The sequence below is a fragment of the Lactobacillus juensis genome (genome assembly GCF_036246285.1).
GTDB lineage: Bacteria > Bacillota > Bacilli > Lactobacillales > Lactobacillaceae > Lactobacillus > Lactobacillus juensis.
This window is the reverse complement of record NZ_BTTS01000001.1, coordinates 112,317-132,197: the sequence shown is the minus strand read 5'-3', so window position 1 is coordinate 132,197 and position 19,881 is coordinate 112,317. Positions and strand designations below refer to the sequence as shown.

Below are 19,881 nucleotides of genomic sequence, written 5' to 3'. Positions count from 1 at the left end.
ATCTCCTCACTTTAAATATTCTGGTAATTTGCCATTTTCTATTTCTTTACGCAATAATAAATAATTATCATAGCGGCTTTTTGTTATTTTACCTTTTTTAATTAGTGCTTTTACCTCACATTTAGGCTCATTAAGATGTTGACAACCGCGGAACTTGCAATATTTACTTGCTTTTTTAAATTCAATGAAATAATTACGTAATTCATTGATTTTTATTGGAGTTAAATCAATTGCAGAAAACCCAGGCGTATCCGCAAGATAACCTTTACCTAAATGAAAAAGGTTCACAGTTCTAGTGGTGTGCTTGCCCCGATTTAAAGAATTTGAGATAACTCCAGTTTCTTGATTCAAGCCTTTTTTAAGTGAATTAATTAACGTTGATTTGCCTGCCCCAGATTGACCGGCTAATGTCCATATTTGTTCGGAACCAATATCATTAGGTAAATTACTGGCAACTTCTTTTTGACTATAATAGACCTTATAGCCAATTTCCTGATAATACTTCAAATTTGCTTCAATTTTAGCTAATTCCAGTCTGTTTGTTAAATCTCTTTTTGATAAAAAAATACTTACAGGAACGTTTTTCCAAGAAAAGAAAGTCAAAAAGCGATCTAATAATTGTAGCGAAAAGTCCGGTTGGACAGCAGACATTACGAGTAAAATCTGAGTAACATTAGCTAGGGCAGGACGACCAATCAGGTTTTTACGAGGCAAAACTGCAACCAAGTAACTTGTGCCCTGATCATCAATTTGTATTTTAACGTGATCACCAACAACAGGCTTTAAATTATTCTTACGGAAAACTCCTCTAGCACGTGTTCTTACAATATCAGTGCTTGTCTGAACATCATAAAAGCCCGCAATCAGACCAATGACAATTCCTTGATCTTCTTTAATCATTTTTGACCTTCTCGTTCAAAATAGTCTGCCCGTCGCGCACTACTTTTAGTTGACCTGGACCGTCTTTAAGTTCAAATGGAATTGAAAAATTCATATCCTTTTTAATATATAAATCCCGATAAATATTGTCAATTGAATGATTATCGTCTGAAATATAAATTTGAACATGATTGCCCCGTTTATCATCGGAATCATCGTCATCAGTATCTTCGTAACTAACTGTGAAGTTTTTGATTGCCGTCAGATTACGTTGTTTTTTGGGACCCTCAGAAACATTAACTGATATAGTGCTTCCATTCGGTACTTCTGTACCTGCTGCCGGACTCATGGAAATAATTTTACCCTTTTTAACTTTATTTGAGTATGCGGAACTGACTTGTAAAGTCAATCCATGTTTATGCGCAAATTCTTGCGCTGCTTTTAAAGAATAATCAGATAAATCCGGTAATTTAATCATATGAGCTTTTGCACGATGACTTTTTCCTTTAGATACGGTTAAAGTAATTGTTGTTTGCTCCGGCTTTACTTCAACATCAGCTGCAACGCTTTGAGAAATCACATGATTTGGTGGAACGCTAGAAGAAAACTGATTTTCACGAATTATTTCAAAGCCTAGTTTTTCGAGTTTTTGTACTGCAATGTCATATTCATCACCAGTTACATCAGGAACTCTTACCATGCCAGCTCCATCCGAAATATAAAGATCAATAAATCTGCCTCGTTTTATTTCTGCTCCTGCAGTGGGCGAGGTTTCAATTACTTTACCACGATCTATACTGTCAGAACTTCTGTGTCTTATTTTACCTACTTTCAATCCTACGTTTTCCAGTTTGTTTCTTGCTTTTTTTTCACTCATATTGGTAACATCTGGAATACGAACATCTTTATGATTATTACTGTTAAGAACAAAAAACATTAAACCAACAATTAAAACCGCAGCAATTCCTACAAAAAGCCACCACCATTTATGTTTACGCAAAGCCTGTGCAAAACTAGAACGATTTGCTTTAGATTCATTCAGCGGTCCGTTACTTTGAGTTTTGCCTTCTTCAGTTACCTTACTGCTATTTGGGCTAGACTTGAAACTAGGTAAAATAATTGTTTCATCATCATTATTCCCGTGTGTGGGCTTAAAAACCGGTTCATTTGCTCTACCTGGCTCTAAACTGCTATCAAGATCATCCTTCATTTCTTTAGCTGAATCATACCGATCTCGTGGATCTTTAGCAGTTGCTCTTAAAACAACATTTTCAAGTGCTTGTGGAATATTGGGATCTTGTTTTCTGATTGAAGGTATAGGCTCTTGTGCATGCTTTAAAGCAATTGAAACAGCTGAGTCTCCATTAAATGGCACATGACCAGTAATCAATTCATACAGAATTATCCCTAAAGAATAAATATCAGACTGTTTGGTAACGAGTCCACCCCTCGTTTGTTCTGGGGACATATAGTGAACGGAACCAATCGCTGAATTCGTTTGGGTAATTGAATTTTGATTTAAAGCCACAGCAATACCGAAGTCGGCAATTTTTATATTTCCATGTTTATCCATTAAAATATTTTGCGGCTTTAGATCTCTGTGAATAACGTTATGTTTATGAGCCAAAGACATTGCACTCAGTATTTGGTCCATAATGCGGATAATATCTCCTAAGTGCAATGGAGAATTTGCTCTAATATAGTCTTTTAAATCCGGCCCATCGACATATTCCATAACCATGTATGGTAAGCCATGATCAGTGCCAACATCTAAAACCATTACTATATTAGGGTGACTCAATTCGCTTGTTGCTAGTGCTTCTCTTTGAAAACGAGCTAAAGTTTGCGGTTCTTTTTGCAAATCAAGGCGTAAAATTTTAACCGCAACTTTTCGCTGGAGAATTATATCTTCAGCGAGATAAACATTGGCCATGCCGCCTTCACCCAATGTGTCGATTATGCGGTAACGATCACCTAGCAAATAGCCCTTATTTATCATTTATTGTCACCGCCTTCGTTTAGAATTAGGCAAGCGGTAATATTATCCTCACCACCTAAGCGATTAGCTTCATCAATTAACTTTTGACAGCGACTTTTCAAAGATAAATCTTTCGTGGCAAGAATTTGCTGAATCTGTGGGTCACTTAATGAATTTGTTAATCCATCGGTACAAAGCAAAATAATATCGTTATCATTTAAAGTGACCTGCTTAAACTCTGGATCAATTGTACTGGAAACTCCAAGTGACTGCGTAATAATATTTTTTTGAGGATGATTTCTGGCCTGTTGCTTCGTAATTTGTCCTAGTTTTACTAATTCATTAACAAGAGAATGATCTTCAACTAACTGAATAAATTTTCCTTCAGAATAACCATACGCCCTTGAATCCCCCAGATGGGCAATTAAAGCTTCGTTGTTAAAAATGGCAGCTAAAACAATAGTTGTTCCCATACCATTTAGGTCAGGAAAACGATCTGCGGTTCTGAGTATAGTTTCATTTTCATTACTGAGCTGGACGTTTAACCACTGGCGTGCACTGTCAGAATCATAAAAATCCGTACTGCCAAAATTATGACCTAAATGACTCACAGCCATAGTTGACGCTACATCGCCACCTTGGTGTCCACCCATACCATCGCAAACAATGGCCAACAAAGCGTTCTTTTTATTTTTGAAAACCTGGACAGAATCCTGATTGCTTTTGCGTATTCGTCCAATACTAGATGCAAATGCTGTTCTAATCAAAACTTTAACCTCGCATTTTAAACTTAGCAATAAAAAAACCGTCACTGCCATAACTATCAGGTAAAATTTTCAGCATCCCTTTTGTTGCTTTAAGCTTACCCGCAGTGAAAGGTTGTAATTCAAACTGAGTATGACTTTTTAAAAAAGCCTTAACAACGTCTTCATCTTCTTCTTGAGTAATAGTACAAGTAGAATAAACAAATTCGCCATCCCGATTTAACAATGTACTCACATGATCTAAAATATCCAATTGTACTTTTTGTAATTTGGTTAGATCGACTAATGTTTTAGTATAACGAATTTCTGGCTTTCTCCTAATAAGACCTAAACCAGAACATGGAGCATCCACCAAGATTTTGTCAAACTGCTCTTTTTTAAATGTTTGATCAGCTTTTCTGGCATCCATCGTTTTAACGTTTATTCTTGACTCCACATTCATTCTTTTACCATTTTGCATAACCAAACGCAATTTGTTTTTGTGAATATCTAGAGCAGTCACATGACCTTGTTTTAGCTTTTCAGCAATTTGAATAGTTTTTCCACCTGGTGCACTACAGGCATCAAGAACTTCTTCATTGCCAGAGAAAGTGAAAGCACTTACTGCCAAACTAGCAGCTTCGTCCTGAATTGTCAATTTCCCTTCTTTAAATAAAGAAGTTTTAAAAACTCCACCATGTGTTAAAACCAATTCATCTTCAGCAATTTGAGATTTGACAGGAGAAAATCCTAATTTAGTTAATTCCTCAATAACCAAATTGGAATCAGCCAGGCCGGAAATTCTAACAGTATTTTTAGCCGGTTTATTAATGCTGGACAAAATTGAGGCCGTTCTATTTTCACCCCAACTATTAATAAGATACTGAACAAGCCACTGGGGTGTACTTTCTTTAACACTTAAAAAATATACCTTGTCTTTAGCATCGGGCAAAATCTTGCCTCTTCTCAAGAAAGACCGCAAAATACCATTAACAATCTTAAATCCAGCAGAATGCTTTCTACCAAATTCCTTAGCCAAAATATTAGCTTCATTTAGGACGGCTCGATCTGGTATGCTGTTCATAAACAATATCTGATAGGCAGACATCAACAACAATGGCAACAGGTAATCTTCTTTAAGTTCAGTCTTTAATAAATCGTGAAACTGATACTCCAAATATATCTTTTCCTGAATAGTGCCATACACGATTCTTGTTGCCAAATTTTGGTCAGCCTGAGACAGCTTCGTTTTCTGCAAACTATTGCTAAAACTAATATTTGAATAAGAGCCATCACGAAATACTCGAATCAAGGTTGCAAGTGCTACCGAACGCGCACTTTTATGAACTGACAATCTTATCACCTTTACTGAAGTTTTTACCCTGACCGTTCAAAAAACTCTTAACTGGCATTTTCTTCTTTCCAGAAGGCTGAACTTCAAGTAAATTCAAAACGGTATGATTGGCAAAACTAATTGCAAATCGTTTTTTATTATCAACGACAACTCCAGCAGGAAATGTAGTCGTGTCGGCAGCAACTTCAGCTTGCCATATTTTAAATCTTTTACCATCAATGAGCAAATAAGCTCCTGGATCAGGATTAAGACCGCGAATTAAATTATTGGCTTCGGTTGCAGTCATATTTAATTTTATTTGTTCCTGTCCTTTGCTGATATTTGGTGAAAAAACCACTTTATTTTGATCTTGCGCTGTCTTTTTCTGCGGATCAGCAATAATTTGCGGTAAAGTTTGGAGTAACAAGTCACGTCCTAAAAGAGATAATTTCTCAAATAAAGTTCCTGCATTATCTTCTTTTTGAATATCTATTGCTTGCTGGGAATATATGTCACCTGCATCCATTTGCTTAACCATTTCCATAATGGTAACTCCGGTTTGTTTATCACCATTAATAAGAGCATATTGAATTGGCGCACCACCACGATATTTTGGTAATAAAGAGCCATGAACGTTAACAGCAGCAATTCTTGCCGATTGCAGAAATTTACTAGGCAAAAACTGACCATAAGCGGCAGTGATGATTAAATCGGCGTGCATTTTTATCAAAGTAGCCAAATCAGCAGACTTTCCCAAGTGCTCAGGCTGAAAAACTGGTAAATTCAGTTTCTTAGCTAAAAGCTTGACCGGAGTTTCAGTAACTTTTTGTTTTCGACCAACTTTTTTATCAGGTTGAGTAACCACAGCTTTTATTTCATAATCATTCTCTGAAAGAGCCTTTAAAATTGGTACAGCAAATTTAGGCGTTCCTAAAAAAATAATTGATGTCATTAAACATTTCCCCTTTACATTATGCGCTCTGGTTCATTATCAATATAAACAGATAAACCATATTTTTTAACCTTTTGCGCTGAGTCTTGAATTTGGTGTAATAACTTGTTTAAATTATCTTCTTTTTTATATTTTACCAGTATTTGATAATAATATTGATTTTTTAAGCGAGAAATTGCACTAGGGGTTGGACCTAAAACTATTGTTGACTGGTGTAGTTTTGGTTGTAACCATTTTTTAATTCTAAAAGCTTCTCTAGCAGCATTTTGCTCATTTCTGGCCGCAACAGAAACTAGCACAGTGTAAAAATAAGGCGGATAATTGCCAGCATGACGAACACGCATTTCATACTGATAAAATTGCTCATAGTCCTGAGTTTCAGCTAGTTTAATAGCATAATGATCAGGATTAAAAGTTTGAATAATTACCTCACCTTTCTTTTTAGCTCGACCAGCCCGTCCTGCTACTTGTGTTAACAACTCAAACGTCCTTTCAGAGGCGTTGTAATCTGGTAACCATAACCCCGTGTCAGCATTAACAACGCCTACTAAGGTTACATTGGGAAAATCCAGCCCTTTTGCAATCATTTGCGTACCTAACAAAATATCTGCTTCACGATTGCCAAAGGCATCTAAAATCCTTTTAAATGATCCTTTTCTTCGTGTAGTATCAACATCCATTCGCAGAATACGGCAGCCTGGTATTATTTTTTCAAGCTCTGTCATAACTTTTTGGGTGCCGGTACCCAAAAAGCGGATTTTTTTACTTTGACAATTTGGACATTTTTCAGGAATCGCAGTAGAAAAGCCACAATAGTGACACTGCATTTTGTTTGTATCTTTATGCATTGTTAAAGATAGATCACAATTTGGACATTTCATAACATAGCCACATTCACGACATAACATAAAGTTGGCAAAGCCTCTTCTATTTAACATTAAAATGACTTGTTCTTTTTTGGCAATCCTTTTCTTTATTGCCTCAACAAGTTGAATAGAAAGGTCAAATTGTCCACCACTAAAATGTGCTTTTTTCAAATCAATTAACTTAACATCTGGCAAACTTTGCTGGTTAGCACGATGTGGCAGTTGTAACAACTGGTATACACCTTTTTGTGCTCGAGCTCTGCTCCCTAGTGATGGTGTTGCGCTGCCTAACACAAGGGGACATGAATTATAGTTGCTGCGCCAAATTGCGACATCTCTGGCATGATAACGTGGATTATCTTCTTGTTTATAAGAAGATTCATGCTCTTCATCGATTACTATTAAACCAATATTTTTTAAAGGTGCGAAGACTGCGCTTCTTGCACCAACAACAACGCGTGCTTCGCCTCGGCGTATGCGACGCCATTCATCATACATTTCTCCTTCTGATAATCCACTGTGTAGAACTGCTACTTGCTGACCAAAGCGATTTTTCACTTGGCTTACCATTTGCGGAGTTAAGGATATTTCAGGAACCATCATTAATGCATTTTTTCCAGCCTCTAAAGTAGTACTTATAGCATTTAAGTATACTTCTGTCTTACCACTGCCAGTAACACCTTCTAATAAAAAAGTACGTGATTTTTTTTTGATGATTGCTGGTTCTATTTTAGCTAATGCATTCCTTTGTTCAGGGTTAAGTTTAATTTTTTTATCTGCTTTTTTCTCTTTATCATATATTGTTAGTGGATCACGATAAATTTCAGACGGTTTTTTTCTGAGCCAGCCCCTTTTGACAGCATTCGTTAATGAAACAGTGTTGAGACTTGCATTATTTTCGATTTCTCTCTGCATTTGGGGAAATTTATCGTAATTTTCAATTATATACATTATGAGCTGCTTTTGTTTAACAGCATTTTTTCTCAAAGATTCATATATATTTTTATATTCGTTTTTGTCATTTGTTAGTGAATATTCATTTTCAGTTTTGACCTGAGCCCGGTTTTCAACAACATATTCAATTTTGGCCGCATTTGTCCTTAACAACGTGCGAATTTCAGCTATTTGTTTATTATCATTAATCTTATTTAAATCTAACGGCTCTCCTTGAAAAATAGACATTTTTTTTGCTTCAGAAGATTTTGGTACTAAAATTTTACGATAATTAGCACGCATTACTCTAGGAAGCATTGTTTTAAGAATAGTAATTCGATAAGAATAGACATGATCAGCTAAATCTTTTGATAATTTAATTAATTCGGAGGTTAGAGGTGGCATTTCATCTACCACCAAAAGCAAGTCTTTTAATTTACCCTGATATTGACTTTTGTTACTCAAGCCAACAACGAAACCTTGTAATTTGCGCGGACCAAAAGGCACAAAAACCCTGGAACCAATTTCTACTTCACCTAACTCATCAGGAATATGATATTCAAAAATGCGATCCGTTTGCTTAGCTGCAACATCAACAATAACCTGTGCAATCATTTAATCACCCTTAAAAAATGACCTCCATCTTTCTTAGGATGGAGGTCATAAAACTTTATTAATTACTGATTAACCTCACGATGCTTGGGATCAACGGTAACTTTACCAGCTTCAATTTCTTCTAAAGCTTTGCCAACTGGCTTTTGTGATTTGTAATTTTTCAAGGCTTCAGGTTCACCGTCTTCAAGTTCGTGTGCTCTTTTCGCAGCAAGAACCGATAAAGAATATCTCGAATCAACCTGGGCCAGCAATTTATCTATAGATGGATATGTAACTCTCAATTTAATCCTCCTTAACCATTTTCCGATATGTATCAATGACACGTTTAACACTCACATGCTCAGCTTCAACAATCGCTTTTATATGATCGACTGCATTGGCTACTGTATCATTAACTACCGCATAATCATAATCCTGCATCACCAGAATTTCTTGACGAGCCTGTTTTATTCGACCCATAATTACATCCTCGGATTCAGTACCCCGGTTTTCTAACCTAGTATGTAAAGTATGTAAATCAGGCGGTGTTAAAAAGATGAAGACGCCATCAGGCATCTGTTTTCTAACCTTCTTGGCACCATTGACATCAATTTCTAAAAGCACGTCCTTACCTTCATCCAGCATTTTTTCCACTGGTGCCTTAGGAGTGCCATAAAAATTATTTACATATTGATTATACTCCAAAAGTTCATCTTGGCTGATAGCCTGCTTAAACCGCTCTTGAGTAACAAAATAATAGTCCTTGCCGTTTATTTCTCCAGGCCTGGGTTTTCTAGTGGTCATTGATACTGAATATTCAAACGGAAAAACTTTATTTTTCACAATTGCGCTTTTAACAGTACCCTTACCAACTCCTGAAGGGCCAGAAAGAACAAGTAACAAACCTTTTTCTGCCATGCCATACTCCCTTAAAAAAAGCTATTGTATCTAGTTTGCACTAAAATGAAAATATTTTCAAGTTATGACATTTTTAATAAAGCAAAATTCTCTTTAAAAATTTTGCTTAAATACTTGTTTTTTGGAACAAATGTTCTTATAATATAACTTGTCAAACAAATGTTCGGTTAACTCTAAGGGGTGGCTTGATGAAAAACTCACTTAAAAAAATTTATCACTATTTTTTCGATTATGATGAAGATAAATTAAGTATTTACAGTCAATACTACTATGAAATATTAGCTGATCTTAATAGCGCCCTGCTTCATCGCTCCTATGTATTGGTAAGTTATCAAGATGGAACGAGTGAAATCGGACAAGTCATAAAACGTATTTCTACAGGTCGTTTTATCTTACGTTTAGCAAATAAAAAACTAATTAAGATAGTTGATATTGATACTATATTTAGGATTGATTTTGCATAATCAATTGCATTATAAAAAAGCATTGCCGGGAATCTTCATGATTCCTGGCTTTTTAAATACAGTGTTTCACTTAATATTTTGAAGCCAGCTCTTTCATAAACATGAATAGCTGCTTTATTACTAACTTCAACATTTAAAGCAAAAACTTTGCTACCTTCTTTTTGCAAAATTATCATCATCTTTTTGATGAAAAAAGTACCAAAGCCTTTTCCACGAAATGGCTTATCAATAAACAATCCGAAGAAATAGTCCTCATTTTCATCCTGATCAACAGCACAATAACCGGCAACTTCAATCCCTTTTAATAAAATAAAGCTTTCTGTATTTTTATCCAACAGGGAATTTTTAATGTATTTAGTAGATGTGGCAATGGCATCTCCAAAAGCATTACTGTGTGCTGCAGCAACTTGATCAACATAGTTCATTGTTAAAGGCTTAACCACTAAAACTTGGTTTAATTTGTCAGTCTTTTCAATTAGTGCTGGTTCTGCAGTTCGCATGTAATAATCAGAATCTTCTGGAACAATCTTTAAACCCACTTTTTTCAAAAAGCCTGGATTTTTTTCTAAAAAAACTTTTTCTGACACAAACTCCCATTTGTAATAACCATACTGCACCATGATTTTTTTCGCATGCTCAAACATTCTTGTAGCAATTCCTTGTTTGCGAAATTCAGGATCAACTTCTAAGTTGACTTCCACCTCTTCTTCAGGTCCCTCATCTGCATATAGCATAGTTAATCCAACTAACTTATTTCCATCATAAGCCAAAATAAAAGTTGGCATATCTTGAAAATAATTAAATTGATTGCTCAAATAAAAATCTGAATATGTTTTATCAGCTTTTTGGACTCTTTCTGTTAATTCATTCGCCTGCCTTTGTTCTCTTTCATTTAAGTTTACTTTTTCAACGATTATCATTTCTTCTTCCTTTTAAAACTTTTCATTAGGTCCTTGGCATTTTGTTTAGCTGCTTGTGTTACATCACTACCTGCCATCATTTCGGCAATTGCAGTAACAGTTTCTTCTTGAGTTAATGGGCCTATTTGGGTGTATGTAGCACCATCTTCAACTTTTTTGGCTACTAAATATTTTTGATCACTGGCTGCAGCAACCTGTGGTGAGTGTGTTATGGCGATTACTTGCTTATTCTCTCCGATTGAATGTAATTTTTGACCTATTGCTGCAGAAACGCGACCGGAAACACCAGTATCAATTTCATCAAAAATCATTGTACCCACAGGCTCAACTTTGCTAAAGATTGCTTTTAATGCCAGTATCAGCCGTGACTGTTCACCACCTGATACAATTTTGACTAATGGCATTAATTCTTCACCCGGATTTGGTGCTATTAAGAAGACAATATCATCTGTACCTTTGTTAGTGAAAGTTTTTGTTGTCGAAAAATCAATACTAAAACGAGCTTTAGCCATATATAAATCTGCTAATTCCTGCTTGATTCTGTTTTCAAGTGTTGCGGCTACTTTTTTTCTCATCTCATGGAGGTGTTTTGCTTCAGTCTGGAGCTTTTCTTCCAGAGCTTTAAGCTGCTTTTGCAACTTCTCTTCATCGAGTCCACCTGTCTCATACTGACTCAGTTCTTTTTGAATTTTGGCATAAAATGTGAAGACATCTTCTAAAGAAGGACCATATTTTTTCTTCAATGAATTAAGCAAATCTAACCTGTTTGAAACGTACTGAAATCTTTCCTCATCAAAGTCCATTTCATCAAGTACATTTGATAATTCGCTGCGGGCGTCACTTAATGCAAAAACTCCATCATCTATAGTTTTAGCAATATCTTTAAATTTAGCACCATATTCTGTTAACTCAGTTGCTGCACTTTGGGCATTACCCAATAAAGTTTCAATGCCATGGTCTTCATCGTCATATAATTGCATTAAATAGTTAGCTGTATCGACAATTTTTTGATAATTATTTAGTTCGTTATATTCTTCTTCTAGCTGATCGTCTTCATGAGGATCTTGCAGATCAGCTTTGGACAATTCATCATTCTGAAAAGATAATATATCTTGTTTTTGAGCCAGTTCCTGGGCATCTTTATGCAAATGATTAATTTGAGAAGTTAATTTTTGCCATTTTTGAAAATTTTCCTGGTAAAGATTAAGTTCATCTTTAAAATCGTCTGGCGCATAATTATCAACCAGATCAATTTGTCGATCTTGATCCATCAATATTTGCTGATCATTTTGACCATGAATATCAACTAGAAAATTACCTAGTTCCCTTAATACATTGATGGTGGTCAATTGCCCATTTATGCGAACAATATTTCTTCCCTTAGCAGCTAATTCACGGCTAATGATTAACTGCTTATCTGCATCAGGTATACCGTACTTATCACAGATTGCAGCAATTTTTTTAGATTCGTGGTCAATATCAAACAAGCCGGTAATAACAGCTTTTTTTTCACCACTGCGGATCATTTCTTTTTGACTGCGACCACCCATTAATAATGAAACTGCATCAATAATAATTGATTTACCCGCACCAGTTTCACCTATTAGTACAGTCATATTTTCTTGAAAGCGAACCTTCAATGCTTTAATAATTGCAAAATTTTTAATATCCAGTTCAACTAACATTTTTTCTCCTAAAGATTGGCAACAGCTTGGGCAACTAATTCTTCTGGATTCCCAGACCACATTACTTTACCACCAGCTTTTTCATCTTTTTTTAAATGTATCAAAAACTCAATATTGCCTTTACCACCTTTTATTGGTGAATAATCAAGGCCGAGAACGTTGAAGCCAACAGCTTTTGCCTGATCAATGGTATGCCTAATAACGGCACAGTGGACTTCATGATCATGTACTATCCCATGTTTACCAACATGTTCCGGACCAGCTTCAAATTGAGGCTTTATCAGACAAACAGCCTCACATTTATCTTTTAAAATCTGAAACATTGGTGGCAAAATCAAATCTAAGGAAATAAAAGAAACGTCAGTCATTGCAAAATCAGGTAGACCATGAGTAAAATCTTCAGGTTTGCTGTAACGAAAATTCTGTTTTTCCATTACTACAACGCGAGGATCATCACGCAGTTGCCATGCAAGCTGATTGTAGCCCACATCGAGGGCATACACCATCTTAGCCTTACTTTGTAAAGCGACATCAGTAAAACCTCCAGTAGAGGCACCGATGTCCAGACAAATTTTATTGGTCAAGTCAATTTGAAAAGATTTTAAGGCCTTAGCCAGTTTAAAGCCACCCCGTGATACATACTTTTTATCCGATTTTTTTACAAAAAACTTTTCATCAACCGGTAAATTAGTGCCACTTTTATCGATTCTCTGATGGTTATGATCCGAAACCAGACCTGCCATTATTGCCCGTTGAGCTTGGGTCCGGGAATTAAACATTCCTTGTTTGACTAATAATACATCTGCTCTTTCTTTGACCATTATAATACCTTTTTATATAAATCAAGAAATCCAGCCAAAACAGTTGCATCAATAGATTTTAAGCAATTTTGAGCATCATTCATTAAGTCAGTCAGCTCTTTACGACTTCTTGAAACACCGAGCAAAGTCAAAGTATTATTCTTGCCGCTCTCTAAATCCTTATGCGTTTTTTTACCAGCTTCTGCAGAAGTTTCGACCACATCTACTAAATCATCATAAATTTGATATGAACGTCCAAAATCTTCAGCAAACTGAATTAGCATCTTTTTTTGAGAAGAATCAGCGTTAGCATATTCAATTGCCATTTCAACACAGGCTTTGATTAAACAACCTGTTTTTAACCATTCCATTTTATTAATAAATGCAGAATCGTTTGCGACGCTATCATTATTGGTAGAATCAATGTCTAAATATTGTCCACCAACCATGCCGTTAGGACCAACAGCTCGAGTAATTATTTTAACTAATTTAGCTGAATTACTACCCTCAGAAATCCATTCAATGCCCATTGGTAACAAAGCATCTCCAGCAAGGATAGCTTCAGCCTCACCCCATTTTTTGTGACTCGTTAATTTTCCTCTCCGATAATTATCATTATCCATAGCCGGCAAGTCATCGTGAATTAATGAATAAGTGTGAATCAGCTCAATTCCACTTGCAATCCTGATTTCTTCGTCATTTATCTTAACTTCAAGTGCATCAAGCGTTGCTAGAAAAAGCAGGGGACGCAACCTTTTACCTCCAGCCATTACTGAATAAGACATAATCTGACTAATTTTACTGTCAGAAACTTCACTTTTTAAATGCTCTTTCAAATAGTTATCTACTATCGGAGTCCATTTTTCTTTGAATTCTTTAAAAGTCATTTCAAATCTTCTCTATTTTTCAGGTGCTGCAGCGTCATTAGGATCAAGTGTATGTTCAGTTCCATCACTATCAATCAATTTAGCAACTGTTTCTTCTGCTTCAGTTAATTTTTTATTTAAATCGTTACTTAATTTTTTTCCAGTTTTAAACTGCTCAAGTGCATCCTCTAAAGGAATATCGCCTTTTTCCAAGTTATTAACAATTGTTTGTAATTCAGTCAATTCCTCTTCAAAATTATTTTTCTTTATCGCCATTTTTTTCTCTCCTTATTGAACTGATAACTGCTGTTGCTATACCATCTTTAAATTTGATACTGATTTCATCTTTAACCGCAATTTGACTTACAGAATTGACCGTTTTATTCTTCTGGTCTTTAACATATGCATATCCTCTACGTAAAATTCTGTCGGGATCATAATCGTTAAGTTGTTGTTCCGCTTGACCTAAAGCGTTACGTTTTGCCTGTAAAAAATGTTCTGTATTAGCAACTAATCTTTGATCATAAAAATCTGTTTGTTGCAAAAAATACTTGATTTTTTTATTAGGGCTGACTGTAACAAGACTTTGTTTAGCCAACTGGTAATTTTGCCTTTTGCGTTCCAGCTGCCGCACCATATCATTATGAAGTCTGTCTCGCAAAAGGTCTAAAGTTTGTGCTTGCTCATCATAAAGTCTTGCTGGCTCTCTCATGATAACTGAATTATCGATACGGTTTAAAACATCACGGCGGGCTCTAATAATATTTTGCATGCTGGAAACCAGACTGTTTTGTATTTGGCGAATATTTACCAATTCATCTGGTAAATTCGGAGTAGCATATTCAGCTGCTGCAGTTGGAGTCGCTGCTCTCACATCAGCAACTAAATCACATAGTGTAGTATCAGTTTCGTGACCCACCGAAGAAATGACCGGCATTTTCATATCAAAAACCTGTCGTACTACGCTTTCCTCATTAAAAGGCCATAAATCTTCAAGCGAGCCCCCACCTCGACCGATGATCATAACATCATACTTATCTTTAAATTGAGCTATTTGCCTCATTGATGCTATTAATGAATCAGCTGCAGAATCTCCCTGAACCTGAGCTGGAAATAAATCAACTTCAGCATGAGGAAATCTCCTGTTCACGGTTACTAAGATGTCATGAATTACTGCACCTGAAGCACTTGTCACAACAGCAATATAATCTGGATAATGAGGAAGCGACTTTTTATATCTTTGATCAAAAAGTCCCTCACCAGCCAACTTTTTTTGCAGCTGTTTTAATTGTTCATATAATGCTCCTAATCCAGCAGGCTCCATCGATTCCGCATAAAACTGGTAGGAGCCCTGTGGGCCATAAACACTCACATAGCCAGTTACATATACTTTCATGCCTTCTTCAGGCTTAAATTTCACTTTATCAAAATACGATCGAAACATGACCACATTTATTTTTGATTTTTCATCTTTTAGTGAAAAATATTGGTGAGAATTGCGCCGATAACGAAAATTAGACAATTCACCTTGAAGAAAAACTTTATGTAAATAAGGATCGTTTTTAAATTTTTGAGTTATATAATAATTTAAATCAGAAACTGTAAGGTACTTACTGTTTTCCATTATTTCTCCTTGTTAACTGAACAACTTGTTCCATCAGGGATTCAACTGTAAGGGGACCAACTCCACCTGGAACAGGTGTAATGAAACTGGCAATCGCTACAACTTTAGCAAAATCCACATCGCCGACTATGTTGCCATTAACTCGACATATTCCTACATCAACAATGACTGCATTTTTTTTAATCATATTCGCCTTTATTAATTTAGGGTGGCCTGTTGCCGAAACTAATATATCAGCTCTCTTAGTATATTCAGCCAAATTTTTAGTCTTCAAATGTAGAATAGAAACAGTTGCATCTCTTTCAAGCATCAATGCAGCTAACGGTTTGCCCACAATGCTGCTTCTACCTATAATTACAGCATTCTTACCCTTTAAACTAATATGATAGTGATCTAGTAAAGCTAAAATACCATGTGCTGTCGCTGGTTCTACAAAATGATCTCCTTGCCACAAGCGTCCTATATTAGTTGGCGTCAGACAATCAACATCTTTTTCAGGGTCAATAGCTGCCAAGGCTTCATTTAAAATAATTTGTTTCGGCACCGGTAGTTGAATCATAATGCCGTTAACATTTTTGTCATGATTAAGTTTGTCAATAAGTTCTAATAATTCTTTCTGTGAAACAGTAGACGGTAATTGAAATAATTTTTGCTTAATACCAATTTGATCTGCTCTTCTTTTTTTGGTTTTTAAGTAGATTTTGCTACTAGGGTCTTGACCAATATTAATTACGCAAAATAGTGGTTGTATTTTCGACTTTTTCAAATTTAATACTTGTTTTTGAAGAATGTCTGCACGAATATTAGCTAACTTTTTGCCATCTAAAAGTTGACCCATTTTCTTTTTCCTCTTCTAAAAAAATAGTCGGCCTAAAGCCGACTATAAGATATTTTAGATAAAGTTTGCTAACATGCCATTAATAAATGGCTTATCTTTAGGATCAGCAAACTCATCACATAAGTTCAAAGCTTCATTTACCGCAGCTTTTGGCTCAATTTCCTTACTATATTTAATTTCATACAAAGCAACTTCCAAAATGGCCAACGAAATTTGATTAATACGGTTAATACGCCAGTTCTTTTTCAAATAGCTGGCGAGTTCACCCTTTAATTCATCCCGTTTTTCAATTACACCTTCAATTAATTCTTTTGAATAGGCGGAAAGTACCTTTAAATCAAGCATTGCGACAGTTTTAGCTTCAACTTCATTAGCTGTATATTTTAAGTCCTGATTAGACAGATAAACAGCTTGCATTGCGACTCTACGACTCTCGTGTTGATTCATTTTTACCCTTTTCATCTATGTCGGAAAATAGCTGAGAGGTTCCGCTGCCATCTTCATTATCATCATCTGGAAATTCAAGCCCAGTAACATGCACGTTAATTTCACTAAGAGTTAAATCGGTCATCTGCAAAACCTGTTGCTTTAAAGTCTTTTGCAAATCCATTGCTATTTCAGGCACATTTTTTCCGGCTTCAATACTGACATAAACATCAGCAATCAAGTTATGCTCATCATCAATATTAACAGACACACCTCTGCCACGATCTTCTCTTCCTAAAACGCGGTTAATTCCGGACTTGACGTCACCGTGCATTTCGGCAACTCCATCTACTTTTTCGGCAGCAATGCCCATAATAACTTCAAGAACACTAGGATCGATTTCAATTTCTTCGCCGTTATTTTGATCATCTAAGACAATTTTTGAACTATCTGCCATTTTTTTACCTCGAAAAATTATTTATTTGCGCGAGATACGTATGTACCATCGACCGTATTAATTACTAAAACGTCTCCCTCATTAATAAAGAAAGGTACGTTTACTACCAGGCCTGTTTCCATAGTTGCAGGCTTTCCACCACCTGATGAAGTATCACCCTTAATATTAGGCTCCGTTTTGGCAACCGTCAATTCAACAGTATTCGGTAATTGAATTCCCAATGTTTTACCATCATGCATAATGACACTTACGTTCATATTTTCCTTCAAGAACTTGGCTTCATCTTTTACTTGTTCATTAGGAATTGCCAATTGATCATAGGTTGTTGTATCCATGAAAACGTAGCTGGAACCATCATTATATAAGTATTGCATAGCTTTGGTTTCAATTTCGGCAGTTTCTACCTTGGCAGTAGAACGGAAAGTATATTCTTGAACTGCTCCGGTATTTAAACTTTTTAACTTTGATCGAACAAATGCACTACCCTTGCCAGGCTTAACATGTTGAAATTCAACTATACGCCATAAGTCATTATTATACTTGATAGTTAAGCCATTTTTAAATTCATTAACTGAAATCATTGTCATATTGAGTACCTCATCTCCATAATATTATCTTACCAATTAGTAAGCGATTTTACTATAATTATTATTTATCTTTTATAAAGAAATTAAGTTGTCTTTAGGTAAAGTAGATAGTGTCTCAGGGGTTTGATTATGAATTAAAATGTCATCTTCAATTCTGACACCGCCTTTATTCGGTAAATAAATTCCGGGTTCAACTGTATGAACCATGTCATTTACTAGTTCTTGTTTGCCGAAAGGCAAAGCAGGTTGACATAATTCATGAATTTCTAAGCCGATGCCATGACCAATACCATGACCAAAATACTCTCCGTACCCTTGCTCTGTAATGTAACTTCTGGCTGCCCGATCAACATCGCTACCATGATTACCTGCAACTGCTGCTGCAATACCGCGTCTCTGTGCTTCATGAACAATTTCATAAATTTTGTGCATTTCCTGGTCAACTTTGCCGACAGCAACAGTTCTGGTAATATCAGCAGCATAACCATGGTAAAACGCGCCAAAATCAATCACAACCATATCACCATCTTCAATCATTTTGTCGCTGGCAACACCGTGAGCCCATGCAGAACGCATCCCAGAGGCAATAATGGTATCAAAGCTAGGGCCATCGCCGCCATTAATTTTAAAATAGTAATCTAATTTTGCTCCGATTTTTCGTTCAACAGCACCTGGCTTTATCAGAGGCAATATTTCATTAAAGCTATCCATTGAGATGTTAATTGCCGTACGCAAAGTTTCTAATTCAAGTGCGTCTTTGACATTACGAACTTGTTCAACAAATTCTTCGCATATTTCGAAATCGATGCCGGAATTTAATCTTTGCAAGTTTGCAAACTCAACTGCAGAAACAAATTCGCCTTCGACTAAAACTTTTTTTAAATTTGCCTGTTGTAATTGTTTAGTAATTTCAAGGTCTTGACCCTCTTTTTTCATGACCACTTTAATTTCCCCCGGAGCCTCTGCTTTGATCTGGTCATCAAAACGTGAGTCGGAAAGTAAAATTCGATCTCCTTTTGAAGTTAAAATCAATTGAGCTTCTTCACCAGTAAAATTGGTCAGGTAACGATAATTAGCTTGATTAAAAATTAACAGTCCATCGGCATTGCGCTCTTTAATTAGTTCAGTAACCTTATTTATTCGCCGGTTAAGCAGCGTTAATAGTTCATCCTTTTCAGTCATACCCATAATCTCCTGTATATCAATCTTTACCTTAATTTTAACCCTAAAAAGAGAGATATTACTAACTTATTCTTTATCAAATTAAAACAGAAAAAAGACGAGAAGCATATGCTTTTCGTCTTCTTGTTTAAGAACTAAATTACTTAGCTTCTTCTTCAACCGGAATAACAGAAACTTGCTTTCTGTATTTATCTTTCCGCTCAAACTTAACTACTCCATTTACTAAGGCAAATAAAGTATCGTCTCCACCTTGACCTACGTTTTTACCAGGGTGAATCTTTGTACCACGTTGACGATAAATAATTGAACCAGCATGAATGGTTTGACCATCTGCAGCTTTAGCGCCTAAACGACGACCAGCTGAATTACGGCCGTTAGCAGTAGAACCTCCACCCTTGTGGTGGGCTAATAATTTAAGATTTAAAATATTCATCATTATTTCACCTCTAGTTTAATTCAATTTTTTCAACTGTAACCTTAGTATAAGGTTGACGGTGACCATATTTTGAATGTGAGTGCTTCTTAGGTTTGTACTTGAAAGTAACTACTTTCTTTTCCTTACCTTGCTTTTCAACTTTAGCAACAACTTTAGCACCTTTAACTAACGGTGTACCAACTTTAACATCTTTGCCATCCGAAGTCAGAACTACTTCATCAAAAGTAACTTCTTTTCCTTCTGCAGCATCAAGCTTTTCAACAAAAACACTATCGCCTTCAGCAACTTTATATTGCTTGCCACCGGTTTTAATAATTGCGTACATTTACTACCCTCCAAAATTTACTTAGACTCGCCAATCGAGGTGCTCCGTAAAAGACTTATTACCCCGAAATGTGCG

General features: G+C 35.8%; 22 protein-coding genes and 1 other annotated feature (1 of these 23 cut by a window edge). Of the genes, 1 reads left to right on the top strand and 21 read right to left on the bottom strand.

Translation table 11 applies throughout. The features are described from left to right. Nucleotides 1-6: 6 nt before the first annotated feature. The 8 genes from rsgA to gmk form a co-directional block, all read right to left on the bottom strand. The gene (gene rsgA / locus AAA926_RS00675; protein ID WP_370466779.1) at nucleotides 7-897 is read right to left on the bottom strand and encodes a ribosome small subunit-dependent GTPase A; all 891 of its coding nucleotides are present in this window, start codon (nucleotides 895-897) and stop codon (nucleotides 7-9) included. Next, nucleotides 893-2,878: a Stk1 family PASTA domain-containing Ser/Thr kinase gene (gene pknB / locus AAA926_RS00670; protein ID WP_198178958.1), complete on the bottom strand. Its 1,986-nt coding sequence runs from the start codon at nucleotides 2,876-2,878 to the stop codon at nucleotides 893-895. The genes rsgA and pknB overlap by 5 nt, the downstream gene beginning before the upstream one ends. Further along, complete coding sequence (locus AAA926_RS00665; protein WP_198178956.1) at nucleotides 2,875-3,624, bottom strand: Stp1/IreP family PP2C-type Ser/Thr phosphatase; 750 nt, start codon at nucleotides 3,622-3,624, stop codon at nucleotides 2,875-2,877. The genes pknB and AAA926_RS00665 overlap by 4 nt, the downstream gene beginning before the upstream one ends. Nucleotides 3,625-3,628: 4 nt before the next feature. Continuing rightward, nucleotides 3,629-4,954, bottom strand: coding sequence for a 16S rRNA (cytosine(967)-C(5))-methyltransferase RsmB (gene rsmB / locus AAA926_RS00660; RefSeq protein WP_198178954.1), 1,326 nt, complete (start codon nucleotides 4,952-4,954; stop codon nucleotides 3,629-3,631). Next, a complete protein-coding gene (gene fmt, locus AAA926_RS00655; RefSeq protein ID WP_198178952.1) occupies nucleotides 4,941-5,885 on the bottom strand; it encodes a methionyl-tRNA formyltransferase in 945 nt (314 codons plus the stop codon). Before fmt ends, rsmB begins: the two co-directional genes overlap by 14 nt. Before the next feature lie 14 nt (nucleotides 5,886-5,899). Continuing rightward, the gene (priA, locus tag AAA926_RS00650) at nucleotides 5,900-8,299 is read right to left on the bottom strand and encodes a primosomal protein N' (RefSeq protein ID WP_198178950.1); all 2,400 of its coding nucleotides are present in this window, start codon (nucleotides 8,297-8,299) and stop codon (nucleotides 5,900-5,902) included. Nucleotides 8,300-8,361: 62 nt separating this feature from the next. After that, nucleotides 8,362-8,580: a DNA-directed RNA polymerase subunit omega gene (gene rpoZ, locus AAA926_RS00645; RefSeq protein WP_046332276.1), complete on the bottom strand. Its 219-nt coding sequence runs from the start codon at nucleotides 8,578-8,580 to the stop codon at nucleotides 8,362-8,364. Nucleotide 8,581: 1 nt separating this feature from the next. Continuing rightward, nucleotides 8,582-9,196, bottom strand: a complete 615-nt coding sequence (gene gmk / locus AAA926_RS00640) for a guanylate kinase (protein ID WP_198178948.1) — start codon at nucleotides 9,194-9,196, stop codon at nucleotides 8,582-8,584. A gap of 188 nt (nucleotides 9,197-9,384) precedes the next feature. On the opposite strand from gmk, the gene AAA926_RS00635 reads away from it, so the two are divergent. Next, the gene (locus AAA926_RS00635) at nucleotides 9,385-9,660 is read left to right on the top strand and encodes a hypothetical protein (RefSeq protein WP_198178946.1); all 276 of its coding nucleotides are present in this window, start codon (nucleotides 9,385-9,387) and stop codon (nucleotides 9,658-9,660) included. Nucleotides 9,661-9,695: 35 nt separating this feature from the next. On the opposite strand, the gene AAA926_RS00630 is transcribed toward AAA926_RS00635, so the two are convergent. The 13 genes from AAA926_RS00630 to rplU form a co-directional block, all read right to left on the bottom strand. Beyond that, the gene (locus AAA926_RS00630) at nucleotides 9,696-10,580 is read right to left on the bottom strand and encodes a GNAT family N-acetyltransferase (protein ID WP_198178944.1); all 885 of its coding nucleotides are present in this window, start codon (nucleotides 10,578-10,580) and stop codon (nucleotides 9,696-9,698) included. After that, the gene (gene recN / locus AAA926_RS00625; RefSeq protein ID WP_198178942.1) at nucleotides 10,577-12,265 is read right to left on the bottom strand and encodes a DNA repair protein RecN; all 1,689 of its coding nucleotides are present in this window, start codon (nucleotides 12,263-12,265) and stop codon (nucleotides 10,577-10,579) included. The genes AAA926_RS00630 and recN overlap by 4 nt, the downstream gene beginning before the upstream one ends. An 8-nt stretch (nucleotides 12,266-12,273) precedes the next feature. Beyond that, nucleotides 12,274-13,086 (bottom strand): TlyA family RNA methyltransferase, encoded by an 813-nt coding sequence (locus AAA926_RS00620; protein ID WP_198178940.1) that lies wholly within the window; start codon nucleotides 13,084-13,086, stop codon nucleotides 12,274-12,276. Further along, nucleotides 13,086-13,952: a polyprenyl synthetase family protein gene (locus AAA926_RS00615; protein WP_198178938.1), complete on the bottom strand. Its 867-nt coding sequence runs from the start codon at nucleotides 13,950-13,952 to the stop codon at nucleotides 13,086-13,088. Before AAA926_RS00615 ends, AAA926_RS00620 begins: the two co-directional genes overlap by 1 nt. Before the next feature lie 12 nt (nucleotides 13,953-13,964). Beyond that, entirely contained in the window at nucleotides 13,965-14,207 is a 243-nt protein-coding gene (locus AAA926_RS00610; RefSeq protein ID WP_198178936.1) for an exodeoxyribonuclease VII small subunit, read from the bottom strand. Continuing rightward, a complete protein-coding gene (gene xseA / locus AAA926_RS00605; RefSeq protein WP_198178934.1) occupies nucleotides 14,188-15,555 on the bottom strand; it encodes an exodeoxyribonuclease VII large subunit in 1,368 nt (455 codons plus the stop codon). Before xseA ends, AAA926_RS00610 begins: the two co-directional genes overlap by 20 nt. Next, nucleotides 15,542-16,393, bottom strand: coding sequence for a bifunctional 5,10-methylenetetrahydrofolate dehydrogenase/5,10-methenyltetrahydrofolate cyclohydrolase (locus tag AAA926_RS00600; protein ID WP_198178932.1), 852 nt, complete (start codon nucleotides 16,391-16,393; stop codon nucleotides 15,542-15,544). Before AAA926_RS00600 ends, xseA begins: the two co-directional genes overlap by 14 nt. A 54-nt stretch (nucleotides 16,394-16,447) precedes the next feature. Then, entirely contained in the window at nucleotides 16,448-16,840 is a 393-nt protein-coding gene (gene nusB / locus AAA926_RS00595; protein WP_046332286.1) for a transcription antitermination factor NusB, read from the bottom strand. After that, entirely contained in the window at nucleotides 16,818-17,276 is a 459-nt protein-coding gene (locus AAA926_RS00590; protein WP_045928272.1) for an Asp23/Gls24 family envelope stress response protein, read from the bottom strand. The genes nusB and AAA926_RS00590 overlap by 23 nt, the downstream gene beginning before the upstream one ends. Nucleotides 17,277-17,293: 17 nt before the next feature. Further along, entirely contained in the window at nucleotides 17,294-17,863 is a 570-nt protein-coding gene (efp, locus tag AAA926_RS00585) for an elongation factor P (RefSeq protein WP_198178930.1), read from the bottom strand. Between the two features lie 72 nt (nucleotides 17,864-17,935). Then, a complete protein-coding gene (locus tag AAA926_RS00580) occupies nucleotides 17,936-19,045 on the bottom strand; it encodes a M24 family metallopeptidase (RefSeq protein WP_198178928.1) in 1,110 nt (369 codons plus the stop codon). Between the two features lie 139 nt (nucleotides 19,046-19,184). Beyond that, nucleotides 19,185-19,484 (bottom strand): 50S ribosomal protein L27, encoded by a 300-nt coding sequence (gene rpmA / locus AAA926_RS00575; protein ID WP_327059488.1) that lies wholly within the window; start codon nucleotides 19,482-19,484, stop codon nucleotides 19,185-19,187. A gap of 7 nt (nucleotides 19,485-19,491) precedes the next feature. Continuing rightward, complete coding sequence (gene rplU / locus AAA926_RS00570) at nucleotides 19,492-19,806, bottom strand: 50S ribosomal protein L21 (protein WP_046332289.1); 315 nt, start codon at nucleotides 19,804-19,806, stop codon at nucleotides 19,492-19,494. A gap of 13 nt (nucleotides 19,807-19,819) precedes the next feature. Next, nucleotides 19,820-19,881, bottom strand: a sequence feature (ribosomal protein L21 leader region); it runs 13 nt beyond the window's last position.